At 40.5% G+C, this 19,632-nt stretch carries 14 protein-coding genes, 1 tRNA gene and 1 pseudogene; 6 read left to right on the top strand and 10 right to left on the bottom strand.

The features are described from left to right. Positions 1–197 precede the first annotated feature (197 nt). Positions 198–912: pseudogene (locus NMK36_RS09465) on the top strand (IS982 family transposase). A 300-nt stretch (positions 913–1,212) separates the two neighbouring features. Continuing rightward, entirely contained in the window at positions 1,213–2,211 is a 999-nt protein-coding gene (locus NMK36_RS09470; protein WP_254173608.1) for an acyltransferase family protein, read from the top strand. A 156-nt stretch (positions 2,212–2,367) separates the two neighbouring features. Here NMK36_RS09470 and NMK36_RS09475 read toward each other — a convergent pair whose 3' ends face one another. The 6 genes from NMK36_RS09475 to NMK36_RS09500 all read right to left on the bottom strand — a co-directional run bounded on the left by NMK36_RS09475 (position 2,368) and on the right by NMK36_RS09500 (position 13,013). Next, a complete protein-coding gene (locus NMK36_RS09475) occupies positions 2,368–8,610 on the bottom strand; it encodes a hypothetical protein (protein WP_254173609.1) in 6,243 nt (2,080 codons plus the stop codon). A gap of 74 nt (positions 8,611–8,684) precedes the next feature. Beyond that, the gene (locus NMK36_RS09480) at positions 8,685–9,584 is read right to left on the bottom strand and encodes an IS982 family transposase (RefSeq protein WP_254172701.1); all 900 of its coding nucleotides are present in this window, start codon (positions 9,582–9,584) and stop codon (positions 8,685–8,687) included. Positions 9,585–9,616: 32 nt separating this feature from the next. Further along, positions 9,617–9,859 carry a hypothetical protein gene (locus tag NMK36_RS09485; RefSeq protein ID WP_254172700.1) on the bottom strand — a complete coding sequence of 81 codons (243 nt, stop codon included), beginning with the start codon at positions 9,857–9,859 and terminating at the stop codon, positions 9,617–9,619. Then, a complete protein-coding gene (locus NMK36_RS09490) occupies positions 9,807–10,478 on the bottom strand; it encodes a hypothetical protein (protein ID WP_254173610.1) in 672 nt (223 codons plus the stop codon). Before NMK36_RS09490 ends, NMK36_RS09485 begins: the two co-directional genes overlap by 53 nt. An 817-nt stretch (positions 10,479–11,295) precedes the next feature. Next, on the bottom strand, positions 11,296–11,964 hold the full coding sequence (locus NMK36_RS09495; protein WP_072722251.1) for a response regulator transcription factor: 669 nt from the start codon (positions 11,962–11,964) through the stop codon (positions 11,296–11,298). Positions 11,965–12,455: 491 nt separating this feature from the next. Next, positions 12,456–13,013: a phycobiliprotein lyase gene (locus NMK36_RS09500; protein ID WP_072722250.1), complete on the bottom strand. Its 558-nt coding sequence runs from the start codon at positions 13,011–13,013 to the stop codon at positions 12,456–12,458. Between the two features lie 109 nt (positions 13,014–13,122). Between NMK36_RS09500 and NMK36_RS09505 the strand changes: the two genes are divergently transcribed. After that, positions 13,123–14,751, top strand: a complete 1,629-nt coding sequence (locus NMK36_RS09505; protein ID WP_367400293.1) for an MBL fold metallo-hydrolase — start codon at positions 13,123–13,125, stop codon at positions 14,749–14,751. A 16-nt stretch (positions 14,752–14,767) separates the two neighbouring features. Here NMK36_RS09505 and NMK36_RS09510 read toward each other — a convergent pair whose 3' ends face one another. Beyond that, positions 14,768–15,079 (bottom strand): DUF6679 family protein, encoded by a 312-nt coding sequence (locus tag NMK36_RS09510; protein ID WP_072722249.1) that lies wholly within the window; start codon positions 15,077–15,079, stop codon positions 14,768–14,770. A 507-nt stretch (positions 15,080–15,586) separates the two neighbouring features. Between NMK36_RS09510 and NMK36_RS09515 the strand changes: the two genes are divergently transcribed. From NMK36_RS09515 to NMK36_RS09525, 3 genes are all read left to right on the top strand, one after another. Continuing rightward, complete coding sequence (locus tag NMK36_RS09515) at positions 15,587–17,635, top strand: CapA family protein (protein ID WP_072722248.1); 2,049 nt, start codon at positions 15,587–15,589, stop codon at positions 17,633–17,635. Between the two features lie 57 nt (positions 17,636–17,692). After that, positions 17,693–18,586, top strand: a complete 894-nt coding sequence (locus NMK36_RS09520; protein WP_072722247.1) for an aldose epimerase — start codon at positions 17,693–17,695, stop codon at positions 18,584–18,586. A gap of 70 nt (positions 18,587–18,656) precedes the next feature. Beyond that, a tRNA-Lys gene (locus NMK36_RS09525) sits at positions 18,657–18,728 on the top strand. 9 nt (positions 18,729–18,737) lie between these two features. Here the strand turns inward: NMK36_RS09525 and NMK36_RS09530 are convergent. Genes NMK36_RS09530 through NMK36_RS28975 form a run of 3 tightly spaced genes read right to left on the bottom strand, consistent with a single transcriptional unit; the run spans position 18,738 to position 19,472 of the window. After that, complete coding sequence (locus tag NMK36_RS09530) at positions 18,738–19,070, bottom strand: DUF5615 family PIN-like protein (RefSeq protein WP_072722246.1); 333 nt, start codon at positions 19,068–19,070, stop codon at positions 18,738–18,740. Continuing rightward, on the bottom strand, positions 19,067–19,297 hold the full coding sequence (locus NMK36_RS09535) for a DUF433 domain-containing protein (RefSeq protein WP_072722245.1): 231 nt from the start codon (positions 19,295–19,297) through the stop codon (positions 19,067–19,069). The genes NMK36_RS09530 and NMK36_RS09535 overlap by 4 nt, the downstream gene beginning before the upstream one ends. Before the next feature lie 40 nt (positions 19,298–19,337). Then, a complete protein-coding gene (locus NMK36_RS28975) occupies positions 19,338–19,472 on the bottom strand; it encodes an HNH endonuclease (protein WP_367997209.1) in 135 nt (44 codons plus the stop codon). Between the last annotated feature and the right edge of the window lie 160 nt (positions 19,473–19,632).

Genomic DNA, 19,632 nt, shown 5'->3' on the forward strand with positions numbered 1-19,632 from the left:
CGGAGTGCGATCGCCTACAGCACAGTAGAAAAGCGATTAGTAGTCGCCACAATCGCGACATCACTAGGCCACCGCTTGGGATAGCCGGAGTACCTCAACACTCATAGAGGGGGTGTGATCATTAAATCTAAAAATTGAATAAAATCAAGAGAGAAAAAAACTAGAACCAAAAGAAATAAAAGTTAATAGAGGTGTGTATGGAATCAAGAGCATCCCACTTAGATATTACAGCGATTTTTTGTGATGTGGATGATTTTTGTCAAATATTTGAACCCTTATTAGAACAAATGTTATTACCTGAAGTCAGCGGTCAAACCCGACAAAAAACGCGAATGACTTTAAGTGAAATTATGACAATTCTGATCGGATTTCATGGTTCTCGCTACAGGACATTTAAAGCTTTTATCAATTACAAGTGACCCCATATTGGTCACAGGCAATGCCCAACCTAGTAAGTTATAATCGGTTTGTAGAATTAATGTTAAGTTACATTTAGTGATCAATGATTATGGGGAAGTTTTAAATTTTCAAGTCACGCCCGCCAATGTAGACGACAGAAAAGTGGTTCCTGAACTAACAGAAGGGATAGTGGGAAAAATATTTGGGGATAAAGGATATATTTCGGAAAAGCTGTTTAAGAAATTACACGAAAAAGGATTAGAACTGATTACTCGATTGAGAAAAAATATGAAGAATAGACTGATGCTATTATCAGATAAAATGAACTTAAGGAAGAGAGGAATAATTGAATCGGTCAATGATCAATTAAAAAATCTTTGCCAAATCGAACACACCAGGCATCGGAAAGTGGCTAATTTTATGGTGAATTTAGTAGCCGGAATGATTGCTTATACTTATCAGCCCGAAAAGCCCTCTCTGTATGACTACGAAGAACCTGTTTACTTTTTTTAAAATTTAGCATTTGTACGCTTATAAAATTTGTTTTGTTCATTGTGGGAAAAAATCTAAGTGATTTCCACAAAGTTGTCATGACAAGTTCGGGTACGATAGCGATGGGGCTTGTGCGATCGCTTCGTCGAACTCACGTTAAAAATAGATAGGGCTGAATCAGCAATCTTAAATGATTTAGAGAATTTTTCTTGCGTCAGATCATATTCCCACCAAGGATGCTGTTTTCAAGGCGAAATCAGTAGTGTAATGTTATAACTGTTTGTGTTCAAAGAAATAATTGTCATCAGCATTGGGTAATGTATGAGTGAACTAGAAGAAAAATTTGTTAGTCGATCAATGCCAAGATATCCGTCACTAGATGGTTGGCGAGGAATAAGTATACTTTGCGTATTAGCTGCACATCAGTTGCCTCTGGGGCTAAAGTTTTGGAAACTTAATAGTATGTCCGCAGCATTAGGAATGTGCCTATTCTTCACTTTGTCAGGCTTCCTAATTACTAGCACTCTGTTTTACCGATCGAATATTCGCCACTTTTTAATCCGGCGTTTTTGTCGAATTATTCCCTTAGCCTGGGCTTTTATACTCATTGCATTACCTCTAGTAGGGGCTGAATTGAATAGATACTTTCCCCACTTTTTCTTCTACGCTAACTTGCCTCCATTTTGGTTAACTCATCTGACTGCACACTTGTGGAGCGTATGCGTTGAGATGCAATTCTATATTTTTATAGCACTGCTAATTGGGGCTTTAGGACAAAGAGGGTTGATGTTGCTACCAGCATTTTGTTTCGCAGTGACAGCTAATCGGATTTGGCATGGTGTTCCTATTTCGATTGAAACCTATTATCGTGTTGATGAGATATTGGTAGGTGCTTGTCTAGCTTTAATCTATGAACGTCGGTTAGGAGAAAAAATACCGAAATTCCTAGGTAAGATTAACTGCTACTTATTACTGCTTTTATTACTAATTTCTTGTCATCCGCAAGGTAGTTTTTTGCAATACCTCCGCCCCTACCTGGCAGCTACACTGGTCGGAGCTACACTTTATCAAAATAATACTCGATTAGGTCAGTTGCTTACTAATCGCACCCTAGTTTATATTGCCACTATTTCCTATGCTCTCTACGTTATCCACCCTATCACTATCTATGGTTGGCTCGGTTCAGGGGATACAATCATACGTTATAGCAAAAGGATACTCTCGTTTCTTATTTGTTTCACTTTGGCACATCTATCTACTTTTTACTATGAGAAGCACTGGATTACTTGGGGTAAACACTTGATTAGCCAAAGTAAATAGGTGACTAATTGAGCAATAGTTTACCGTAAATAAGGGTTTCTGGGGTTTAATTGTGCAAGTCATTTATTTTTTAATCCAATTAGAGTTATAATTTCATGCAATAAAAAGCCCCCCTGGGGAGCCAGGGGAGGTTAGGAGACGTGATTTAAGATGAGATTAGACTAAACCATTGTTACTGGTTGTTGAGTTCAACAAACCTGCACTAGCCTCATAGGAGAAGACATTCAAGTAAGTCACTTGTTCGATCGCAACTCCTGTGTATTGAACTAAAGCTTGAGCATTAGCTTGTTTGAAGGCTTCAAACTCCAGTCCAGGATTATTCGTTAAGAATTCATCGCTGAAGGGTTCGTGACCATCTGACAAACCTTTACCCACCATATAGGTCATAATTTGAGGATTTGTCAGTGCATCAACCGACTCGGTATTGTAGTAGGTTAAGAGGTCTTTTTGCACTTGAGGATCAGCAACATATTGATCGAAGTCTTCTAATAATTCAGAGGGTTTATTTCCTTTAATTAAACCTTCTCCGGTTGCATAGACAGACAACTCATCGTTGCTAATTTTGCTGTCTTTATTGGTATCGATTTTAGCTTTATTAGCTGCAATATCATCAGCATATTGTTCTTGATACCAAACTAAGTCAATTGTTGGAGCCGTACTGGGAACCTCTTGAGGATTTTCAACGGTGTAATCAAAGACTTTCTTGGGATCAAGAGTGTAGACATTTTCCTCACGGTAGTTGTCTAACAATTCTTCTCCATCTTGATTGCGATAGTAGTCGAGATTGGTGTATTTTTTGCCATCTAAATCGTAATCTTTGGCTTGTTCGAGAATAAAGTCTTTGAGGAAGCCTTTATCCAGTTTTTTGAGATCTTTGGGTTCGACTCCAAAAATATCAGACAGTTCTTTCTTGTATTCCTTAACAAATCCATCAACATCAACAGGCGCAATCGGTTTTCCTTGAGGAATTGTTACGTCTAAAGCGTGTTGCAGGATTTCAGTATCGGTCAATTGTTCAACAGATTTGCTGAAGGTGGTTTCTAACTCGGCTTTGTAGGTTTGGCTATAGAATTTGTAGTCAATTTCTGCACCCAAAATCCCACCGTAAACATAGTCAGCTACCAAGGAATCATCGAGTTGATCAACAGCAGAAACTTCAACGTTGTAATGAGTCGCTAGTTCTGCTTTGAAAGCTGTTTTCAGATATTCTGTATCAACGAATTCCAGAGGATCAATTCCTTGTTTGATTCCTTCACTGAAAGCAAACTTAATGATGTCTTTGTCGCTCAGTTTATCAACCAAATCCAGATTTACATTTCCACTATCACCTTCTTCAGGTTGATTGGTTGTTGTAGTAATTCCGCCATCAGTAGTATCTTCTGGTTTGGGTTCAACGCTGGTTGTACCGACATCAGTAGTATCTTCTGGTTTGGGTTCAACGCTGGTTGTACCGACATCAGTAGTATCTTCTGGTTTGGTGTCAACGCTGGTTGTACCATCGCCGGGAGTACCGCTATCGGGAATATTATCGTTAGCGGGGAAGTAATAATTAACAAGTTGTTCGGCGTATTCTTGGCGATAAGCATCAACATCAATGGCTGTGAGTTGGATGCTCTTATCCGACGACAGTTCTTTGTAAGCGTCGCTAAAGGTAATAGAAATGATGTCTTTATCTGTCAGAGAATTAACATCTTTCTCAATTTGCAGTTCAGTTAATAACTGCGTTTGTTGTTCAACGCTTAACTGTTCAACTTGATAACGCAGATAGTTGACATCCAGTTCATTGTAGTCATCTTTCAGCCAATTCAACACCACCTGATCATCAATTTCAACACTATTAATGGCACTGCTGTAGGTGTTTTCGAGATAATCAAGAGCGAGATATTTGTCAATCTCAATTCCCTGTTTAACACCTTCGCCATACATAAACTGTTTGACTTGTTCCAGAGTTAAGTCATCGATATTAGTAACCTCTGGATAGGCTGCTTTCAACGCATCGGTATTGTCCTCAATATAGTGTTGATAATCAACTGGAGACAGTTCCAATGTTTGATTTCCTGCTTTTAACAAATCCTTGAATTCGGGACTATAGACTAACTGAATCAGTTGAGAATTAGTTAAATCTTCAACAGTTGTAAACGTTGCGTCTTCAGTCCCTAAGAATTGTTTGACTTGATCTAAATTTAATGTTCCATCAGTAATCAATTGTTCCACTTGATAACTGACGTATCCCACATCAACCGTTGACAGACTTTCTGTAAAGGCTTGGAGGATTTGTTCGTCCGTGAGTGGGACAACATCTCCAGCTAAAACGTCATTGACTGAAACTTTATAAGCATCAGCTAAGTCCTGAGCATAAACGCTACGCACATATTGATAATCTGGCGTTTCTGTTTGTGTCAGTTTCAGAGCTTTATCTTGACCCAGTTCTTTGTTAAAGGCTTCGTTGAGAACTAATTCTTTAACTTGTTCATCTGTTAACGTATCTAACGACTGAACATCAGTAGTCAGAACATTATTAACATCTTGGAGAGTGATTACATCCTGATCCAATAAATCTTGGAGTTGGAATTTCACATATTTTGGATCAAAGTCTGTTGTTGGTTCGGTTGTTGGATTAGTTGCAGGAACTTCTGTCACCGTAAGTTGTTGAATATATTCTTCAACGCTCACACCTGCGGCGGCAATTTTATCAGCATCTGTGGTACTGAAATAATCCTTAATTTGTTGTTCAGTAAATTCAGTATCGACAGGTAAATTGTATTTGGCTGACAGTTCATCCTGATATTCAGCACGCAGGAAATTAAGATCTAAAGTCGCAGGTTGAACCAACTCAATACTGTTCTCACCTAATGCGGTTTGGAAGTCGTTATTGAGTAATAAATTCGTCAGATCTTGATCAGTAATTGCGTCTACAGACTCAATGGGTACAGGTAAGAATTGATTAACAGTATCGAGGGTAATCGTTTTGTCCGTAACTAACTGTTCTAGTTGATAACGGCCATAAACTAAGTCGATATCAGTCGGTGTACCTTCAGCAGGTGTACCTCCATTATCAGTAGTACTATCTTGATTTAAGGGAACAACATTGGCTTCAAGTAGCCATTGTTTTGCTAAATCTGTTGTAACTTCAGCTTCAGTAACTTTGGCGAATGCAGCAATATCTGCGGCTTTATTTTCCACCAAATAAGTTAGAACTTCATCGTTAGTAACAACGTTGGTTTTATCACCCGTAATTGAAGCAACATTCACCCCTAAAACTTCTGCTAAGGCGGGAGCAAAGGTTTCTTTGATATAATCTAAATTCGGGGTATCTTGAGACAGTTTAATTTCAACACCTTCACCTAAAGCGGTCTTGAATTCACTGTTGTTAATTAAATCGATCAGTTGTTTTTTACTCAACAAATCAACGCTTGCAACAGTAGTTCCTAGAACTGTATTAATTTGTTCTAAGGTAACGGTTTCGGCTGCAATCAAATCACTGAGTTGAGACTCAACATATCCAGCATCAACGCTAATATATTGACTGATCCATTTTTCAGTAACTTGATCGTTTCCAACAATTGCGCTGCTGAAGGTATCAGTAACGTATTGTAAATCAATTAATCCTTCTACACTGAATGCTTTGGCATCAACGCTAAAGGCAAACTGAATAATTTGCTGACTGGACAGTTCACTAATGTCTTTAACGTGGTAGCAATCTTTCAGTGCTTTTTCCAGGTCTTTACCGTATTTTTTGACATATTCATCGGTATTAAACCAGTTGATTGTTTTTGGATCAACGGTTTCCTGTTCATCCAGGTATTCGAGAATTTGTAAATCCGTAACTTCAGCAATAGTTGCTACACCAAATACAGCCTGAACATCTCCTTCAAATTTAAACCGGAAGTAGTCAGTATCAAGATCATTAGACCATCCACCAAAGACAACATCAAGTAGTACATTGGCATTTAGTTCTTGCACAACGCTGACTTCAACGCCATATTTTACCGCGATTTTTTCAGCATATTGTTCCTTGTAGAATGCCAGACCTGCTTCTGAGATAAATCCAGAAAGATCGAGATTAAATTTGTAAGCTTCGTGGGTGATGAACTCATAAACTTGGGTCTGATTCAGTTCTTCAACAGAAGTGACATTATAAAATGCAATCAACTGTGATGAATATTGGGTAATGAACGCTTTTAAATCAAAAGCAGTGAGGTTTTTATTAACATCAAACCCTTCATTACTGAGGAAGTATTGTTTCACATCCTCTGGCGTTAAATCTTGTAGAGTTTTGCCTAAACCTTCCGCATATTGTGTGAGTTTATCTGCATATTGATTTAAGCAGAATTCCACGTCAATTACGGGAGCGGCATCACCAAACACGAATTCAACAACCTCTTCTGCGGTGACATCTTCTCCAAATTGAGCCGTTAGAGCTTCACCATAAATTCCTTTATAGTATTCGATATCAACGGCTTCACTAATTTGTTTGATCAGTCCGATTTTTTTACCTTCACCCGATAGAAACGCATTAATTTGTCCATCGGTTAACTCTTTAACATCTTTGATCTTAAAGAAATCTTTGAGTTCTTTTTCCAGTAATTTCTCAACTTTCTTAAAGTCAATTGCATTTCCATTTAATCCCAGTTCTAACCCAATTCCGAGGATATAAACCTTGATTTGTTCATCGGTCAAGTTAACAACTTCTTCCTGAGAAACTTTGAAGTAAGCTGCTAGTTGAGTTACATATTTAACGCGACAGTATTCAACATCAATCGAGTGATCTACATTGACGCTTTCAAGAACATCTTCATCTTCAATCTTGGTTACATCTGTGATGTTGTATTTTTCGATAATTTTATCGAGATGCAACTGTTTCACATAGTCTAAACTGATGAACGGAGAAACCGTATGTCCATTTTTAATGCCTTGTTCTTCAATCAACTGAAGAATTTGCTCAATGGATGGATTTTCGCCTAACTGAGCGACTAACTCTGTACCATAAACGGCTTCGAGATAATTTAAAGAGACTGTCCAGGAGGTATCAATGGTTTGTTCCGGGGGAACATTATTAATAAACTGGAGAATCTGAATATTGGACAGAGTAACAACTTGGTCAATGGTAATACTGAAGTAAGCAGCAATCTGTTGTGCATAAACCACTTTGATAAAGTTAATATCAACGGTGGGTGCAGGATTTGTAATTACATTAGATCCTTCTTCACTGTTGATAAACTCAAAGATTTGCTGATTCTTGATCAGTTCGATACTAATGCCAAATTTAGCAGTCAATTCAGCACTATAGGTTAACCGGATATAGTCAAAGTCTAAGCAACCACAAAGTTTATCTCCGTTCTTAATTCCTTCTTGGTCGATGTATTGTAAAATGTCCTTCTTGGTGATTTTGTCAAGGGCTTTTTTAAAGAATTTCTCTAGTTTTTTGGCGTGGTTTTTCTTGACAAAATCAAGATCAATAAACAGAGACGGGCTATTTCCTTGGTTTAAACCTTCCCCACTAATATAGTTAAGAATTTGGGTAAAGGTTAGTTCAGAAACCGAGGTAACTTTGTAGAAACTGATCAGTTGTTGACTGTAAGTTTGGGTGTAGATCTTGATATCTACATACAAAGACGGATTAATTCCCAGTTCTAATCCTTTTTTATTCAGAAAGTCGATAATGTCCTGTGCTGAAACGGTGCTGAGATCCTCAACATTTAAACCCGCTTTCAGTGCATCTGCGTAGGTGGTTTTGATATAGTCAAGATTGAAAAACTCTTGACTGGGAACTGGAGTGGGTTGCGGTGTCGGTGCAACCGTCGGTTCCGGTGTGGGAACTGGAGTGGGAACTGGAGTGGGTTGCGGTGTTGGTGTAACCGTCGGTTCTGGTGTGGGAGTTGGTGATAGTGTAGGTCGCTCAGGAATATTGAGATCGATGGGAGGTCGCTGCTGAGTGGAAGTTGTGGGTGTCTCCGTTGAGGTGTTGTCGTCTGTAGACCCCTCGCTTTCATTGAAAACAATTTTAGGAGTATCAGAGGTTGTAGTTCCCGGTGCGGGTGTTGGTGTTGGAGTAGGAGTGGGAACAGGTGTTGGTGTTGGGGTAGGTGTAGGAGTGGGTGCTGATAACGAGGCTTCAATAAATTGCTTGATTTGCTCAATACTAATGGCTGCGAGGCTACTAATATTGAATTTTTGCAGAATTTGGGTGACAGAAATGTTGGGATTAAAGGGACGGTTTTCAGCTAGACCAAATTCCAGAAAATGAGCGATCGCACTAATCCGACCTTCTTCAACAGCTTTCTGAACATCTGGATTTGCTGCTAGATAATCCTTGACATTGAAAAACGATTTATTAACGTGAGTTCGACGGAGTTCGATCGCTACACCGTCCGGCTGACGCTCACAGCGAAGCCCCAAGCTGTAAGTGCTAAGGCTTGATCGAAATTTGCTTGTCAGTTTTAATGTTTATTTAAGGCGCGGGAAATTTAAATTTATTCAAAATGATAAACGGGTTGTTCAATGTCATACAATGATGGCTTTTCTGGTTGATAAGTATAAGCTATCATTCCGGCTACTAAATTCACCATAAAATTAGCTACACTTCGATGTCTTGTATGTTCAATTTGGCATAAGTTTTTCAGTTGATCGTTCACTGATTCTATTATACCTCTTTTTCTTAATTTCATTTTATCTGACCACAACATTAATTTATTTTTCATGTTTTTCTTCAGCCTAGTTATCAGTTGTAAACCTTTTTCATGTAATTGCCTAAATAATTTTTCCGAAATATATCCCTTGTCTCCAAAAATTTTCCCCACAATTCCTTCTGTTAATTCTGGGACTACTTTTCGGTCATCAACATTGGCAGGTGTGACTTGAAAATTTAAAATTTCCCCATAGTCGTTGATGATTAAATGTAACTTAAATCCAAAATAAAAGCCCATTGAACTTTTCCCCCATTCCGCTAGTCCAGCAAAGACTTTATGGCTATTTGCTCGATTTTTATGACAGACTTTTAAGGCGGTTGAATCGATAAAACTTGTTCCAGTTACCTCGCCTTTACAACAATACTCAAAGTAACAACATAGTGCTAATAAAGCATAAGACATTAACTCAACAAAACGATTATAACTGACTAAGTTAGGCATAGCTTTCGACCAATATGCCATTACTTGTAATCGGTAAAAGTCTTTAAATGTTCGGTAACGTGAACCATGAAATCCGATCAATATTGTCATTATTTCACTTAAAGTCAAGCGGGTTTTGGGTCGGCTTTGACCCACCACTTCTGGTAACAACATTTGTGCCAATAAGGGTTCAAATACTTGACAAAAGTCATCCACGTCACAAAAAACTTCTGTCATGTCTAAGTGTGATGCTCTGTGATCCATAAAAGCCTCCCTAATTGTCTAATATTTGCTGGTTACATCTCTATTTTCCCACGCTTACTGATTAGATCATCTGCCAAATAGCCGTCTGTTTTATCGCGATCGCCTGCCAAATAGCCGTCTGCTTTATCGCGATCGCCTGTCCAATAGTCGTCTGTTTTATCGCGATCGCCTGTCCAATAGTCGTCTGTTTTATCGCGATCGCCTGTCCAATAGTCGTCTGTTTTATCGCGATCGCCTGTCCAATAGTCGTCTGTTTTGTCGCGATCGCACTCCATCGAACTCACGTGATTTATTACATTCTCGCTTTTCAAATTGACCAAAATCAAAAAAGTGTTTAATGGGGTTAATTAAACCCTGTTTAACTTGTGCCTCAATATCAGGATTGAGAGCTAAATAATCTGGGAGATTGAAAACAAGACTAAAGCTCCTGTTTTCATCAATTCCAGCATCCAGGAAGTGTTCAGTTGCATTGGTTAAGCCATCTTGAACAGCTTGCTCAACATCAGGATTTAGATTCAGGTACTCATTAATATTAAATAGAGGATTCCAGGGACGGTTTTCGCTCTGGCCAACATCGATAAATTGTTCAATGGCACTCAACCCTTCTTGCTCAACAGCAATCTTAATGTCTACATTCAGTTGTAAGTATTGACTGACACTGAAGACATTACTGCATTCCCGATTTTCATAAATCCCATAGAGTAAAAAGTGTTCTTCTGGTGTAATTAAGCCGGCTTCAACGGCTTGTTTGACATCAGAGTTTAGTTTCAGATAAGCATTCTTATCAAATATCTTATCTAGCTTTTTAAAAAACTTCTCTGGTTTATCGGCTAACTTGCCGATTTTATCTCCGAGCTTATCAAATTCTTTGACAAATTTTTGTAGGTCATCCATAGTTTTCTCAACCTTGTCAGATCTAAGACAGAAAAGTGGTGTTTTAGCATACTCATCTTGAAACTCCAGAATAGAAGGGCGATCAAGATTTAAAAGATCATCCGGTTCTGAGGTTTTTTGGCTGCTTATCTTAATCCTAGAAAATAGATTTAAGATAGGTATTAAATCTATATGAGAAATATCTTAATATCCAAATTTGAAGATTTTGCTTTTTTGAAATAAAACGTAAAAAAGCCCACCTATTCTGAAATTTTAGGTGGACTTTTTGGGAAAAATGTACAAATTAATTCTAAACCTTTTGCAGGATTTAATCAAAGATTATTTTTATCGAGATCAACTCTTAATCTCCCTCTAAAAACGAATTCAATAAAATTTAATGAGGTTTAAATTTATTAATAAGACAGGATATCTAATCCAATATTTCAGGGAAATACTAACAGATTAGAATCCGCCTCATTACTCAATTTTGATTGTTATTCACACTCCTGTTATTAATCCTTAGCACCTAACTTAATCTTTCCCTAAGTTGGGGCAATAATTAACAGTTTTCCAAATCATTGTTAATAACTTAATCTATAGATGCAACCTGACAATTCATACAGAAGAGATCGCTAATTCTCTTGCTTTTGCCAAAACTTATCAGTTGGACTTTGTTTACAGTCTCAAGCCCCAACTTCAGGTAATCGAATATTTCTGAGGATTTAATTAGAAAGGGGTTTAAGGCCCTTGACTCTTGTTAATGAATTTATCTCAATCGCACGTTCTCGCAGCGTTGCGTCCCTCGACGCTTAACACAACTCAAAAGTTCCCAACCTTTTTAACAAACCAGACGATATCCCATTCCGCGTACCGTTTCAATCCGCTCACCCCCCAACTTTTTGCGGAGATAACCGACATAAACATCCACAATATTCGATCCGGGATCATAGTCATATCCCCAAACTTGATCCAAGAGTTGTTCTCGACTTAAAACTTGCCCCGGATGGCGCAAGAAAGTTTCTAACAGTTGAAATTCCTTGGCAGAAAGAGTAATGGGTGTTTCTCCTAAACAAACTTGACGGGCATATAAATCGAGTGTCACTTGACCCACCTTTAAGGCTTTATCTTCTTTATTCCCGGATGTAGGATGATGTCGTAAGCGGGCACGAACACGGGCTAAAAGTTCTGCAAACCGGAAAGGTTTGGTCACATAGTCATCCGCACCGCCTTCTAACCCTGCTACTTTATCAGTAACATCATCACGAGCGGTCAAGATAATAATGGGAATTTGCTCTCCTTGTCCGCGCAATTGTTCCAAAACTTGAAAACCATCTTGATCAGGAAGCCCTAAATCAAGGATCAACAAATCAAACTCATGGGCGAGGGCTTTTTCTACCGCTTCTCGTCCATCACACGCTAGGGAGGTTGTGAACCCATTCGCTCGCAGTCCCTTTTCCAGAAAGGCAGCTATGCGGGGTTCATCTTCAGCAATAAGAATTCGACTCACTCGATAACACCTATGAATGAGAGGATCTGTTCACCCGCAAGAAATAAGAACTTGATTGAGATCCTGTACAAAGTTGGAATTCAGTTTTCCACAATCATTAAAATCAGTAAAGATGCCGTGTGACAGTTGATCATCCTGACCTTGCACCCCTATCCTTAGTGCCAATGTGTGATAGAACAGCAAGGACTGTCAATTATTCTTGCCGGGTTTTGATGTTTAATTGTAATGAATTGTGGCTCCCGTGACAAGTCATCACGGAAGTTAAGGGGACAAACTTAAGAAATTATTGCATTTCTCAAGTCACTCAGAATTACCCTTATGATCACAATAGCAAGAGGTTAGATTCTCCTCTGCTCTCCTGTTACCCTGCCTTTGATCCTAGATGGGGTGGATCACTCCCTCTGTCCCATCTAGCAAGGCTTCCTAACCCGCTTTTTCTCAATAAAAAACTTTGATTTTTAAGCTGTACAATCTTCTCAAAAGATGATTGTTTATGATTGTTTTTGCTCAACTCCAAACCCCACTAATAAGACCGTATTTAACGGTTCATGATTCAGGGGTCGTTGATAATTAATAATCCGACGAATTCTTAACTCTGGATTAATTAAAGTAATAGAATCAACGGACACAACCCGTGTGTAGGTTGTTTTCATCAATAATTCACGGGTTTCGGTATCATAGCGAAAGTGCGCGACCATCGGTTTCGCTTCTTCATAAGCTTTATCCCGTAAATAATCTCCCTCAATAATTGGGAAATCTAATTTTTGGGGTACAAACAGAATATTCAAGGCTTGGGAAACTTCATCCCCTTTTTCCGAAACCGTTTGGAAGGCCAGTCGATATCCAGGGAGAGTTTCTAATTCTAAGTTTGTTGATAAACGTTGATTATCTTCTAAGACTTTGGCTTTAGCGTCATTGTCCAGAGGATGAATCACAAATTCAGTATGCGATCGCTCAACCTCCTGATGACTCAAGTAATGGTAAGTGCGTTCCGTTGTCCATTCACCCACGCAATGATCAAAAAATTCTTGGAATTGTGCAATCGACATCGTGAATATCACTCCTCTTAACTCATTTATGCAACAGTTTTTAACATTTTTTAGGAAAACTCCCCCATAATTCTAAAATCTATACTAATTATCCTGTTGATGAACTCCTGTGATTGACCTGGAATGTTTGCCCTATAGCGTTGGCCATGCAGAGGAAGGTTTATGTCTGCTGGTGCGGATGGGATCTCATCGCATTTTACTCGATTGTGGGATTCAGGACATTTCACCCCTATTAGCTTCCTCAGATCAACCTCCGGCTGACTTCGTTCTCTGTTCCCATGCTCATGCAGATCATGCTCAAGGTTTACTCGCTTTCCATCAGGCATTTCCTCAAATTCCGATTTATGGAAGTGAAGTAACAACCCAACTGTTACCCCTTAACTGGCCTGACTGGGAACCGGATGTTAATCATCCCCTCTGTCAGCCTTTACCTTGGCATTCTGCCCGGGAACTCAAGCCGGGACTCAGTGTTACCTTATTTCCCGCAGGTCACTTACCCGGAGCTTCGGTAATGCTGATTAATTATGTGACAACCGAACGCAGTTATAAACTGATTTACACCGGAGATTTTTTTCTTTCAAATTCTCGCCTGGTGGAAGGCTTACCTTTAGGGGAGTTGCGAGGGCTCAAGCCCGATGTTTTAATCTTAGAAGGCAGTTATGGCACCGCACGTCATCCCCATCGCCGTCAACTGGAAAACCAACTTGCAGAACGGTTATATCGGGCGATAGAAGCTGAATATTGCCTGCTCTTACCAACACCGAGTTTAGGCTTAGGCCAAGAACTGCTGATGTTGCTTCGCAGTCACCATTATTTTACAGGTCGGGATCTCGATATTTGGGTTGATGGAACCGTTGCGACCGGATGCGATGTTTATTTACAACTCCTGTCCCAGTTTCCCTCCAGTGTCCAGAATTTTGCTCAACATCAGCCTTTATTTTGGGATGAGCGCATTCGTCCGAGGGTGCGACGACTGACTCCACAATACCGCTCTCAACTCAGTCAGTCTCCCTGTATTATTCTCACCGATGAGTATGCCGATTGGAATTCCTATTGGGCAAACTCCACCCTGCCTTGGATGTTATTTTTGCCTCAAAAACCCGGTAGACCCTTAGAGATTCTCCCCATTCCTGAATTTGTAGAGACGCGCTCAGGACAATCTGCACCCCAGGTTGAAACCTATTTTATCTCAGAGCATTGTGATGGCCCTGGTACAACCCAACTCATCCATAACCTTCGACCCCAACACATTATTTTTGTGCATGGTTCTCCCACCTATTTGGCTGATCTGACCAATTTAGAAGAACTGCGAAACCGCTATCAACTCCATACCCCAGATGCCGGAACCCTGGTAGAGTTGCCCATCGGGGAAACGTTCTTACAACCCCCCTTAACGGAAACCCAATATGAAGGGGAAATTACAGAATTTGAAACTCAAATTCATATTACCTTACCCCCAACTTTAACCACCGACCCCCGGTGGCCAGCCTTTGCGGATACCGGGTTAGTAGAAGCGCGATGGCAAGGTGAGGAATTAGTGCTGCGTGGCATTTCTCAACGGGAGTTTCTCAGCCAAGGGAGTGATCGGCCCATTCCTGTCGATCTCGATTGTTGTGGCAATTGCCAATACTATCGAGGACAACGGTGCTGGAATCAAACTTCCGCTCTCTTCGGCTTTAAAGTTACTCCAGATGGATATTGCCCAATGTTTGAATTGATTGAGCGTCTCGTTGAATAAAGCGTGAACAATTCTCTTATTCTGGGCTAGACTCAGAGGTAGGTTTGTGAATTTGTTCTGCTTCCGGGCAGTCATCCGAAATAGGAAGATCAAAATCACACTTGGGAACGGAGGCTAACTTTTGGCTAATGGCTCCGATACTTTCGATGCGGATCATTTCTTCCCAAGAACATAATTCATCCTCTTCATCGGTCTCATAGCGCAGCGTGACTAGATCTCCTTCAATATCTGTAATTCGAGCTTTCTCAATCCAACGTTGTTGATCCCGTAAGAAGATCGAGACTTCCCGACTGTCACAACAAAGCTGATAAATCTTGCGATGTAGCATTTTTTACTTTTCCTGAGAAGTTCGCTGGCTCGTGTGAATGTCCCTAGTTAACCGAGTATTGACAGTTGAGCAGGATGCCGAAGCCCCTTGAGTTGTACTCGATTCCTAGAACATCCATTTTGACTAAACAATTGTCCTCTATTTTAACCCCAAGGTTAAATTTAGCCTAAAAAATTTAGTTTGTACTTATGCCTTGAGAGTGAGGACATTTTCAGTATACAGCCTAAATCTAGGTTGAGTTGGCTCAAGGAGGGAATTTCAGCAACTTTTCTTCAGATAACGCTTCAGCAAATGCCGAACTCAACTTCGGTGATCGCCAGCGCTGAAAAGCTTATAATAAACCTGGTAAACTTTTCTGAGAAAAGTTATAGCGTTATGTTGAAATCGTGCACTGCAATCATTGAGTATTTAACGAACTGTCCGCTACGATACAAGGTCAAGAGTATTGTTATTGATTAAACTAAACAGCAATCTAAATTTTTAAAGAAAGGAGAGGACAGCATTCTCATGGTTTATGCAGAGTATTTAAATCAACCTTCTATTTTTGAATTAGCTCGTTCTGGAGATTTAAGGGCAATCAGCTATTTAATTAATACCTATCTTAAGCCGGAAGGTATCTCGGCAAGAGTAGCCCCCCCCGATCGCAAAGGCTGTTTACCCGTCTTGGTTGAATTTCAACAAGAACCGATAGCCGACAGCATTGTTAAGTTTATCTGTCACTTGCTGTGGAAACTCAACGCTCCCAACTTAGAAGGAGTGAAAATTGCGGCTCGCTATCAAGGGGATGGGGAAATTCTCTGGAAACAATCGGTGCGGCTGGTTACCCCAGCTAATCGAGTTCATCGAGAACAAACTCGGTGGTTGAACCTTGATGGCATTAAATTTAAAACCCTACGGTTAATGTTTCTGGTGGGTTCAGCCGTTTCTTCCTTTGTATTAGGCTGTTGGGTGAGTTACTACGAAGTTACCGCCGAAAGGCTACCCCTGAATAATCCGGCTCAAGAAAATGTGGTGATGGTGGCACCGCCTTCTAAACGTTCTGATAGTGTCCAAGCTGCTTTAGAAGTGGTTCCTGTGGTTCAACACCAACAGGTACAAAATCCCCAAGACCCAACAGTTACTTTAGTGTTTGGGGGGGATGTTACCCTGAGTGATCATTTTGAAACTATTATTGGCACAAATTATTCCTTACCCTTTGCCCAACTTCCCGAATATCGGGATGCAGATTTAGCGATGGTGAATTTAGAAAATCCCCTCACCCGTTCTACCCTTCGCCGTCCAAATAAACAGTTTAATTTCAAAGCTGATCCGCAAGCGGTTAAGGTATTAACAGAAGGTGGCATTGATATTGTTAATCTAGCCAATAATCACACCATGGACTATGAGGAATCCGGGCTAGTGGAAACCCTGGAAACGTTAGACCGGGCGGGTATTCAGGCAGTGGGAGCCGGTCGAGATCTTAAAGAAGCTCGTCGCCCTACTATTATCGAAGTCAAGGGTCAACGAATTGCCTATTTAGGCTATTATGATGCTGATTTTCATGCAGCAGCTGAGGGTGTGGCGGGAACGAATCCACGTTATGATGATCGGGTGGCAGCCGATATTAAAGCCATTCGAGATCAGGTGGATTGGGTCGTGGTTAACTACCATTGGGGGGTAGAACTGAATGATTATCCAGGGGACTGGCAAATTGATTTAGCTCGATTCACCATTGATCAAGGGGCGGATGTCGTTATTGGTCATCATCCCCATGTTTTGCAGGGTGCAGAAATTTATAAAGGTCGGCCGATTGTTTACTCCTTGGGTAATTTTATTTTCGGGGGCAATAGTCGGACAGACTATGAAACGGCTGTTTTAAGAGTTGCTTTAAATGATCATCGTAAAATGAAGGTAGAATTTTTACCCGTAGAGGTGACTCAATATCAAGCTAAGGTGATATCGGGAGAAAAAGGGGAGGATATTATCAAGCGGGTGGAACGACTTTCGCAAATTTTTGATCAACCGATGCAGTCCGTTGTTGTTTTGGACGCGCCCCCGCGTGATATTAAATCGGTCAATGCTCCCTTAACACCAACAGAGGAACCGACTTTACCATTAGTGACGGAATCTCCAGCCCCCGATTCCTCTCCGGTGACGGCAGTACCCACTCCTGAATCGGTTCAGAATCAGGACTCTCAACCGTCCGCGATCAAAACACTCCAGGAGCCTTTATCGGATGAGTCAGTTTCTGTCTCAGAAGAGAAAAGCCCCTTACCCCCTAAGTTGGAGGTGAAAACGGAGAGTCAAGATGACCTCAAACCTTATATTGAGGAACCTTTTATTAAAGATCCTTTTATTTCTCTGCCTTCGTTTCCCCAAGCTCCTGCTCCAAGCTCTCAAAGTTACAAGAGTCCCAATTCTCCGATTTCGTTTCAGATTACGATTCCTCATCGGAATTCTGAACCGACTTTGCTGGAATCAACCCAGTCTCCCGTTGCGGTATTACCGAAAGCCAAGGAATCTCATGCTGAGATTAAACTGCCTTTGCAGTCTGAGCCCTATCGAGCCATCGGGTAATATTTGGGCTGCCATCGGTTAAGTTTATGTATCACTTATTAATTTTTAACTATCACTGTGTTTGCGATCGCACTGAAGTCCCATCAACAATATAAAACCTACGTCCTCTCGGATCAGGCTACCCAGTCTAGCCTAGAAGTTGTCCCAGAACGAGGAGGAATTATTACCCGTTGGCAAGTCGGGGGTCAGGATTTACTGTATTTAGATACGGAACGATTTGCTAATCCTGATTTAACGGTACGGGGGGGAATTCCGATTTTATTCCCCATTTGTGGCAATTTACCCGATGATACCTACACCTATCAAGGTCAACGGTATACCCTCAAACAACATGGCTTTGCTCGGAATTTGCCGTGGACGGTGGTACAACAAGCAACGGATGGCGGTGCGTCAATCACGTTGGTATTAAAAAGTAATGCTCAAACTCGGTCGGTTTATCCTTTTGATTTTGAAGTGGAGTTTACCTACACCCTCAAAGGGAATTCTTTACAGATTTTCCAACGCTATACCAACCTTTGCGGAACAATAGATAGTTTACCTCCGCAAACTATGCCCTTTTCCACGGGGTTACATCCTTATTTTTTAGCGTTGGATAAGGAGAAATTAGCTTTTGAAATTCCGGCGATGCAGTATCGAGATCAACAAACTGAAAAAACTCAGGTGTTTACAGGGCGGTTTGATGCGGAAGCGGAGGAAATTGATGTGTTGTTTAGTCCCTTAACGGGGTTAGCGACAACGACGATTGATCATGCTCAGAAGTCGAAAATTATCCTTAGCTATAGTTCGGCTTATTCCAGTGTGGTGTATTGGACACTCAAGGGCAAGGATTACTATTGTTTGGAACCTTGGACAGCCCCCCGTAATGCCCTGAATACGGGAAAATTATTGACCTATCTCAAGCCGGGAGCTAGTTGTGAGATGCTCGTTCACCTCAGCGCAACTTTTTTTTGAATCCCCCCTTGTCAACCCAAAAATGTTGTGCTACTATTAGAAACTGTGCGTGAGAAAAGAAAAAACACGCGGGTCGCTAACTCAACGGTAGAGTACTCGGCTTTTAACCGATTAGTTCCGGGTTCGAATCCCGGGCGACCCATATCATTAATCAATGCAGTTCTAAGCAGTGAAGATTAGGATTTTCTAAAAGCTCTTGTATTGCTTCTTGTCCAGAACGGAGCAGACTTTCGACTTGACGGGTTGGTGTATTTCCACATCTTAACCAAACCACTTTCGGGGGAGAACCATACAGTCGGCTTCTTTCCGCAAAATCTGCATCCTGAGTTACAATGCAGAACTCATTCAATTTAGCAAAATCCCAAATTTCTGTATCTGTCTTCTCTGCGAGTTCAAAAAACTGTACATGACTAGCATCAGGGAAAATATCAGCCAAGCGAGTCACTAATTTTCGGCTTAGGTTTTGATCAAAGAGTAGTTTCAAGTATTACTGACCAAAGCAACTAAACGATGATCCCGATCAGCGGCAAATTCTAAACAGGCTCTAATATCAGTTTCTGTTAGTTCTGGGAAATCATCAATAATCTCAGCCACCGACATTCCAGCAGCTAACCATCCTAGAACATCATAAACCGTAATCCGCATCCGACGAATACAAGGCTTACCACCCCGCTTATCTGGCTCAAGGGTGATGAGATCGTGATAACTCATAGATAATAACTGATGTTCAACCTTCGCAGTATATCATTTTTTAAGGTTCTCGTTGTAAATTACATTGACGATGTACTAAACGAGCATTATCTGGAATTGTCTTACCGCCTCGCCAGTAATGTTTTTCATGATCGAGAGCAGCATCATTAATTAGGGTTACTTTGAAATAGCCAATAAGCCATTGACTGCTCCTCTTCTGACTTCTAAGTAACTAAACTAACACGGCAATACAGTAGAAATCGGAGTTAGTCTTTTAGAGCTTAATTAATATGTGATGACGAGCGATCGCAGAATTCCCAAAAGCCAATAGCGATACTTGACAAAATTAATTTTAT

Origin of the sequence: Planktothrix pseudagardhii (assembly GCF_904830925.1) — a bacterium.
GTDB lineage: Bacteria > Cyanobacteriota > Cyanobacteriia > Cyanobacteriales > Microcoleaceae > Planktothrix > Planktothrix tepida.

Excerpts from the sequence above, each read along its gene's own strand:
- NMK36_RS09490 (WP_254173610.1), bottom strand. The coding sequence starts at position 10,478 with ATGGATGACCTACAAAAATTTGTCAAAGAATTTGATAAGCTCGGAGAT.
- NMK36_RS09510 (WP_072722249.1), bottom strand. The coding sequence starts at position 15,079 with ATGCTACATCGCAAGATTTATCAGCTTTGTTGTGACAGTCGGGAAGTC.
- NMK36_RS09500 (WP_072722250.1), bottom strand. The coding sequence starts at position 13,013 with ATGTCGATTGCACAATTCCAAGAATTTTTTGATCATTGCGTGGGTGAA.
- NMK36_RS09535 (WP_072722245.1), bottom strand. The coding sequence starts at position 19,297 with ATGAGTTATCACGATCTCATCACCCTTGAGCCAGATAAGCGGGGTGGT.
- NMK36_RS09470 (WP_254173608.1), top strand. The coding sequence starts at position 1,213 with ATGAGTGAACTAGAAGAAAAATTTGTTAGTCGATCAATGCCAAGATAT.
- NMK36_RS09480 (WP_254172701.1), bottom strand. The coding sequence starts at position 9,584 with ATGGATCACAGAGCATCACACTTAGACATGACAGAAGTTTTTTGTGAC.
- NMK36_RS09515 (WP_072722248.1), top strand. The coding sequence starts at position 15,587 with ATGGTTTATGCAGAGTATTTAAATCAACCTTCTATTTTTGAATTAGCT.
- NMK36_RS09485 (WP_254172700.1), bottom strand. The coding sequence starts at position 9,859 with ATGGAGTGCGATCGCGACAAAACAGACGACTATTGGACAGGCGATCGC.